Here is a 279-nt window from a genome sequence, read left to right as displayed (position 1 = left end):
AACTCGCATGACACAAGATTTTGCCGAGTTCTTAAAAAAAATCAGCCGATACTAAAGCGCTGCCTTGCAAAACCATTGGTGAGATGTATGGCGTGGATGGTAGAAAATTCCAAAGACAGTACAAACAAAGCATTAGCAATTTTAAAGATTGGGAACAAAAATCGCACTCAGAAGACTGGATACTTTACCCCAAAAACCTCTCCAGGCAGCTTTCTTTGGATGAAGTTGCCCTTTCTGATGGAGAACTTTACACTGTTCTCACTTCCAAAAAAGCAAAAG

Annotated in this window: 1 pseudogene; it reads left to right on the top strand. The window is 40.1% G+C overall.

Annotated elements, in window-relative coordinates:
* Positions 1–83 precede the first annotated feature (83 nt).
* Positions 84–279, top strand: a pseudogene (locus tag AB671_RS21430) (DDE transposase); the annotation flags it as partial.

This window comes from Chryseobacterium sp. BGARF1, from assembly GCF_001677955.1.
Taxonomy (GTDB): domain Bacteria; phylum Bacteroidota; class Bacteroidia; order Flavobacteriales; family Weeksellaceae; genus Chryseobacterium.
The sequence above is the reverse complement of the archived record's forward strand: the minus strand, read 5'-3'. Positions and strand labels throughout refer to the sequence as shown.